The following is a 6,664-nucleotide window of genomic DNA, read 5'->3' on the forward strand; positions in this document are numbered from 1 at the left end:
GGCGCGCGAGCGTGGACTTGCCGGAACCCGAGTGGCCGACCACCGCCACCTTCCTGCCGGCCGGAATCTCGAAGCTCACGTCGTGGAGGATGGTGCGCTTCGACTCATAGCCGAAATGCACGTGCTCGAAACGGACCGTCGACGGTCCCGCCGGCAGGGCAACGGAATTCGCAGCGTCCTCGATTTCGCGGTGCTCCGTGAGCAACCTGAACATGCGGTCCATGTCGATCAGGGCCTGCTTGATCTCGCGGTAGACCATGCCCAGGAAGTTGAGCGGGATGTAGAGCTGGATCAGCAGGCCGTTGATGAGCACGAGGTCACCCAGCGTGAGCGTGCGCGCGACCACCCCCTCCGCCGCGAAGATCATGAGGAGGGTGACAGCGATGGCGATGATGAAACTCTGTCCGACATTGAGCAGCCCCAGCGACATCTCGTTCTTCACCGCCGCCGACTCGTACTGCTGCAGGTTCTCGTCGTAGCGGCGCGCTTCGAAGTCCTCGTTGTTGAAGTACTTCACCGTCTCGTAATTCAGAAGGCTGTCGATCGCGCGGGAGTTCGCCCGTGAATCCAGCTCGTTGGCGCGCCGCCGGATATCCATCCGCCATTCCGTGACCGCGACGGTGAACGCGATGTAGATCGCCACCGCGCCGAAGGTGATCGCCGCAAAGCGCCAGTCGAACTTCGTCAGCAGCACCGCGGCCACCAGCGAGAATTCGAGCAGCACCGGGATGATCGAGAAGAGCATGTAGCTCATGAGCGTCGATACGCCCCGCGAGCCGCGCTCGATGTCGCGCGACACGCCCCCGGTCTGTCGTTCCAGGTGGAAGCGCAGCGACAGCGCATGCAGGTGACGGAAGACGGTGAGCGCGATGCGCCGTATGGCGCGCTGGGTGACGCGCACGAAAACGACGTCGCGCAGTTCCGCGAAGAGGGTTGTCGACAGCCGCAGCGCGCCGTACGCCAGGAGCAGCGTCAGCGGCAACACGAGCACCGCCTGTTCGGCACTCAGCGCATCGACGATCTGCTTGAGCAGCAGCGGGACACCGACGTTCGCAAACTTTGCCACCGTCAGGAAGACGAGCGCGACCACCACGCGCCCCTTGAACTCCCACAGATAGGGCAGCAGCAGCCGTATCGCGTGCCATTCGCTGCGTCGGGCGGCGGATGCCGCCCGCGGTCGCGCCTCGGCCATCGGCGAGGCTTGTGTCAAGCGCGTCTCCCGGCGCGCCACAGAACGATCGCCGCCACCACCCAGCACAGGGGCGCCAGCCAGATGAAAACTGTCGCGGCGGCAGGCAGCGATGAAATCCCCAATGCCACCACGCCACCGCGCAGCATGGTGGCAACAGCCAGAGTCGCGGAGAGTCGTCCCGCCATCTGCCCCTCGCGGCCGGGCTTGCCCAGCGAGAGCGCATGGGCGACCAGCACGGCGTTGACGGCTCCCCACGCGCCCCCGGCGAGAAACTGCGTTGCGGTCAGCGGAATCAGGCCCGGCACCACGGCGGCGGCGGCACAGAAGAGCGCACCCGACAGTGCGGCCCAGCCCAGTGCCGCGAACGCACCCCAGCGCTTCGACATCCCGCCCCCGGCAAACGCGAGCAGGCTCGTCCCGACGGCAAACACAGGCAGCAGCCACGGCAGCGCATCGGGCGAGGCAAACTGCCGGTAGAGCGGCGTTGTATTGATGTTCGTGTGCACCTGCATGCCGATCGCGAGCAGAGCAGCAGCGATGAAGAACGCGGCAACCGTCCCGCCCCGCACCGGCGTGGAGGTGGACGACTCACTCGCTCCGGGCGTGGCGGTATCGACCACGAGGGCGCCGCGCCGCTCGGTCAGCGCCAGACCGACCATGACGGCCACCAGCGTCGCTGTCGCAACCAGGAAAGGCACCCGCGGGTGCACGTGCTGGGCGAGCAGTGCGAGATACGGTGCGGCGGCAGCGGCAAGCGCGGTGCCGACCACCACCAGCGTGCCAAGCAGCGGCAGGGCGGGCTTCGGCGTGCGCTTCGCCACCAGCGCCAGCGCGGGGGCGCGCAGCACCGACGACGCAATCACCCAAAGCAGCGTGCAGGCGAGGAAGAGTGCAGGCGAGCGCAGGTCGGCAACTGCGGGCAGCGCGACGAACGCGATCCCGGCAATCACGGTGATCGCCAGCAGCCAGGGACCGATGACGCGCAGGACCGTGAGCGCCCGGTCCGTAGCTCGCCCCACCACCAGGTCGCTGAGAGCAAAGACGGCCTGGTCGGCGACGAGAATCCAGACGACGGCCGAGCGCGGTATGCCCGCGGCGGCGGCCAGTTGCGGCAGATAGACGACGTATGCGATCCAGGTCGCGTTGGCGACACACTGTATCGCCGCGAGGAAAAGGGTGAGGCGCAACGGCAGCGCGGGACGCGGAGTCATGGCAGCGGATGGCTTCCGCAGCCGATATTAGCCCAGCAACGGCGAAGCGCCCGCCCGGAGAAAAAAAAACGGGCGCAGATTGACTGCGCCCCAGGTACCAAAGGAGGAGGATGAAGACACAGAGGATGTTTTCTCCATGCCCTCGCCCGCTATATAAGCCATATCCATGCCACAGCCGACAAATCCAGGAAATGCAACGACTTACCTCGATCCAGCGACTTTGAGAGGCGGCTCCGATGCCTCGCGCTGGTGCAGTATTGGTGCTGCAATGCACCATTTTTCGACCGTCAGAGCTTCACCAGGGTGGCACTCAGCGCTGCGTGATCCGACAGCTTGGCCCAAACCTCCCCGTGATGGACGCGCGCGTGCCGGACCCGGAAGCCGCGCACGTAGATGCGATCGAGTGCGAAGACCGGCAAGGCTGCCGGGAAACTGCGCGCGGGCCGGCCGCGATACGTTTCGAACGCTTCGTGTACCCTGAGACCGGCGACGAGTTCCATGCTCGCCTGGCGGCGCCAGTCGTTGAAATCACCTGCGATCACGAGTGGTGCGTCCTGCGGCACGAGACGCTCGATGCGCTTGCGCAGCGCTTCGAGCTGACGCCGGCGCCAGCGCGCCGCCAGCCCGAGGTGGACGTTGATGCAATGCAGGGGCTGGCGCCAGCCTGGCACATCGATCTCGCAGTGAAGCAACCCTCGACTTTCCAGCCGATGCGCCGAAATATCTTCATTGTCCCAGCGCACGATGGGAAATCGGGAAAGGATCGCGTTACCGTGATGGCCGCCCTCGTAGATGGCGTTCTTGCCGTAGGCGAAATCCGCCCACTCCTCGCCGGCTAGAAACTCGTGCTGTGGCTCGCTCGGCCAGTCGAGAAACCGCTGCGCGTGCTGCTCGTGCTCGCCCAGGACCTCCTGCAGGAACACGACGTCGGCACCGATCGCCGACAGCCGCTCGCGCACTTCGTGCACGACCATGCGGCGATTGAGCGAGGACAGGCCCTTGTGGATGTTGTAGGTGGTTACGCGGATGAACTCGATCATGGCGGCGCGGTTCCCCTCGCTCTTCCTCAACGCTGCGATGCTGTCCACAGGTCATCCAGGGGATTCGAACGGAGGTAGTGTCACCTATTCCAGCTTTGCGGGAACCGCGCTGGTTCGACGCGCGTGCTCCACTCTCGACGCACGCGCGCCGCAGCCGTTCAGGACGTCTCGAGCATCCGCTCCAGCGCGAGCTTCGCAGCCGCCGCCTCGTCGGCAGGCACGCTGATCCGGTTGACGACCCGGCCCTCCACCAGATTCTCGACACACCAGGCGAGGTGCTGCGGATCGATGCGCGCCATGGTCGAGCACATGCAGACAGTGGGCGCCATGAACTGGACGGTCTTGCCCTGCGGCTTCATCTCCCCGGCGAGGCGGTTGACGAGATTGAGTTCGGTGCCCACCAGCCAACGCGTGTTCGCCGGTGCCTCCGCAATGGTCTTGATGATGTACTCGGTCGATCCGACGTAGTCGGAGAGCTTGCACACTTCGAAGCTCGCCTCGGGGTGGGAAATCACGATGCCGTCCGGATGCTGATTGCGCCAGCGCAGGATGTGCTGCGGCTGGAACATCTGGTGCACGGAGCAATGCCCCTTCCACAGCAGAACTCTGGCGGCCCTGATCGCATCGGGCGTGAGCCCGCCCAGAGGCAGGTCGGGATCCCAGACCGGCATCTCTTCCAGCGGGATGCCCATCTTGAATCCGCTCCACCGCCCCAGGTGTTGATCGGGGAAGAAGAGCACCTTCTCGCGGCGGGCGAATGACCAGTCGAGAATCTTCGGCGCGTTGCTCGACGTGCACACGATGCCGCCGTGCTCGCCGCAGAATGCCTTGAGGTCGGCCGCGGAATTGATATAAGTGACCGGTGTGACCGACTCGTCGGGATCCAGCACGTCGGCGAGTTCGCGCCACGCACGCACCACCTTCGCGAGATTCGCCATGTCCGCCATCGAACAGCCGGCGTTCAGGTCGGGCAGGATGGAGATCTGGTGCGGGCGCGACAGGATGTCCGCCACCTCGGCCATGAAGTGCACGCCGCAAAAGACGATGTATTCCGCTTCGGTCTGTGCGGCGAGCCGCGACAGCTTGAGCGAGTCCCCGGTCAGGTCGGCGTGGCGATAGACGTCCGCACGCTGATAGTGGTGGCCGAGAATGACCGCACGTTTGCCGAGCGCCGCCTTCGCGGCGACGATGCGGTCCTGACACGCTTCGTCGCGCAGGGCCTCGAAGCGATCGAAGGCTATGGCCGCTGTTTGCATGACCTGTTGCGCTCCCTGATGTGTGCCCGTCACTCGACGGGACCGGCAATGGTATGCGCCTACGACAGATTTTCAAGCGGTTTGTTGCGCGTTTCAGGCGCGCACCGGGAAGCGCTCCAGCATCTGCGGCAGCAGCAGGATGGCGTCGCGGTTGCTCCATGAGCGCACGCGCTCGGCGGCGACTGCCCACGGCAGCCACTCGAACGCCACGTGTTCCGCGGGCGCGAGCGTCACCGGCTGCGTGTTCGGCAAGCACAGCCCGAAGACGTGCTCCACGTTGTGCCTGACCCCCGGGGCGTAGCGATGCAGGAAGAAGGGGTAGATCTCGTAGCGGTTCTGGATGTTCCAGTCGTCGAGCTCATCGGGCACGATGCGGAGGCCTGTCTCCTCCCGCACTTCGCGCGCCGCTGTCTCGCGCAGCGTTTCACCGGGATCCTGGCTGCCGGTGACCGATTGCCAGAAACCCGGATGGTCGGCACGCTCCATCAGGAGCACCTCCCGGCCCGGGGTGTGAATCAGCACCAGCACCGAAACCGGGATCTTGTGCGGCATGGGTGCACCGCGCCGTTCAGGGGAACCCGGGCAAGGTCACGTCGGGCGGCAGATCGAGGAAGAACGCCCAGAACGGTCGCTCCGCTCCCCGCCAGTAATCGGCCGCGGATTTGAGCACGTCGACGAGGGTGTGGAAGAGCGCCTTGTCGTGGCGCCGCAACGTGCCCCCGCCCGCGAACAACAGAACGTAGCCGACGTCGTCGTGCCAGGACATGTCGGTCAGGCAGTCCTCCAGCGCGTCCCAGTTGCGTCCGAACCACTCGGGAAACTGCAGGGCATCCTGCAGATGCCGCATGAGCGCGGCCTTGTCGCCGATTCCGCCGAGATCGATGCGATAGACACCGAAGCCGCGAGCAACCGCCGCCGCAGCGAGTGTTGCCGCCGGCTCACGCGTCGCGCAGGGTCCACTCAGCGTCAGATTGACCAGCAGAGGATCGAGATCGCTCATTCGAGGATGCGCCGAAAAGTCCGGTAGTGATCATCGCTGTAGTACAACTCGCCGTCGCGGCCGGCGACGATCCGGCGCGCGCCGCGGTCGCGAGCGCCCGGGGTGGGCACCGTGTACTCGCGATAGTACCCACGTGGCGCCGCCGGCAAAAGCCGCTCGCGGTTGCCGAACGTGACGCCGTCCTTGCGATACGGGAAGGGACCGTCTGCCCGGATGAGTGCGACAGTCTCGCGCGCTTCTCGCGGCAGGTCGGCCAGGTCAACGTCCGTGATCGCCTGATAGCCGAGCGCAACACCGGCGAGAAGACTCGCGACCAGCCCGAGAACGAACCGGCGCAGCACTCTGCTCACGTTCGGGCCGGCGACGCCTGGCATTTCGAACCGGCTTCAGGTCTTCTCGATCGTCCGCAGACGGATGTGCAGTTCGCGCAGTTGCTTCTCGTCGACCGGGCTCGGCGCCTGGGTGAGCAGACACTGCGCGCGCTGCGTCTTGGGAAAGGCGATGACATCGCGAATCGAATCCGCGCCGGCCATCATGGTGACGATGCGGTCGAGCCCGAAGGCGATGCCACCGTGCGGCGGCGCCCCGTACTGCAACGCGTCGAGCAGGAAGCCGAACTTGAGCCGCGCCTCCTCCGGGCTGATGGCGAGCGCCCGGAACACCTTCGACTGCACGTCTTCGCGGTGGATCCGCACCGAGCCGCCGCCGATCTCCCAGCCGTTGAGCGTCACGTCATAGGCTTTGGCCAGCGCGCGGCCGGGGTCGGTCGCGAGATAGTCCTCGTGACCATCCTTCGGCGCAGTGAACGGATGGTGCATGGCGGCCCAGCGCTGCGCCTCGTCGTCGTACTCGAACATCGGGAAGTCGACCACCCACAGCGGCCGCCAGCCGGCTCGAGCGAATCCGTGCTCATGACCGATCTTCTGGCGCAGCGCGCCCATCGCGTCGTTCACGATCTTCGCGCG

The 6,664-nt window shown here is 65.9% G+C and carries 8 protein-coding genes; all 8 read right to left on the minus strand.

Annotated elements, in window-relative coordinates:
* A partial coding sequence (locus tag JNK68_08510; GenBank protein MBL8540401.1) for an ABC transporter ATP-binding protein/permease occupies positions 1 to 1,192 on the minus strand: 1,192 nt, incomplete at its 3' end.
* Between the two features lie 14 nt (positions 1,193 to 1,206).
* Entirely contained in the window at positions 1,207 to 2,403 is a 1,197-nt protein-coding gene (locus JNK68_08515) for a hypothetical protein (GenBank protein ID MBL8540402.1), read from the minus strand.
* Between the two features lie 287 nt (positions 2,404 to 2,690).
* Positions 2,691 to 3,443: an endonuclease/exonuclease/phosphatase family protein gene (locus JNK68_08520; protein MBL8540403.1), complete on the minus strand. Its 753-nt coding sequence runs from the start codon at positions 3,441 to 3,443 to the stop codon at positions 2,691 to 2,693.
* Between the two features lie 158 nt (positions 3,444 to 3,601).
* Positions 3,602 to 4,699 (minus strand): quinolinate synthase NadA, encoded by a 1,098-nt coding sequence (nadA, locus tag JNK68_08525; protein MBL8540404.1) that lies wholly within the window; start codon positions 4,697 to 4,699, stop codon positions 3,602 to 3,604.
* 93 nt (positions 4,700 to 4,792) lie between these two features.
* Positions 4,793 to 5,251, minus strand: a complete 459-nt coding sequence (gene nudB, locus JNK68_08530; GenBank protein MBL8540405.1) for a dihydroneopterin triphosphate diphosphatase — start codon at positions 5,249 to 5,251, stop codon at positions 4,793 to 4,795.
* Between the two features lie 16 nt (positions 5,252 to 5,267).
* On the minus strand, positions 5,268 to 5,699 hold the full coding sequence (locus tag JNK68_08535; protein ID MBL8540406.1) for a barstar family protein: 432 nt from the start codon (positions 5,697 to 5,699) through the stop codon (positions 5,268 to 5,270).
* The gene (locus JNK68_08540) at positions 5,696 to 6,073 is read right to left on the minus strand and encodes a ribonuclease (protein MBL8540407.1); all 378 of its coding nucleotides are present in this window, start codon (positions 6,071 to 6,073) and stop codon (positions 5,696 to 5,698) included. The genes JNK68_08535 and JNK68_08540 overlap by 4 nt, the downstream gene beginning before the upstream one ends.
* Positions 6,074 to 6,085: 12 nt before the next feature.
* A partial coding sequence (locus JNK68_08545; protein ID MBL8540408.1) for an aspartate--tRNA ligase occupies positions 6,086 to 6,664 on the minus strand: 579 nt, incomplete at its 5' end.

The sequence above is a fragment of the Betaproteobacteria bacterium genome, from assembly GCA_016791345.1.
GTDB lineage: Bacteria > Pseudomonadota > Gammaproteobacteria > Burkholderiales > JAEUMW01 > JAEUMW01.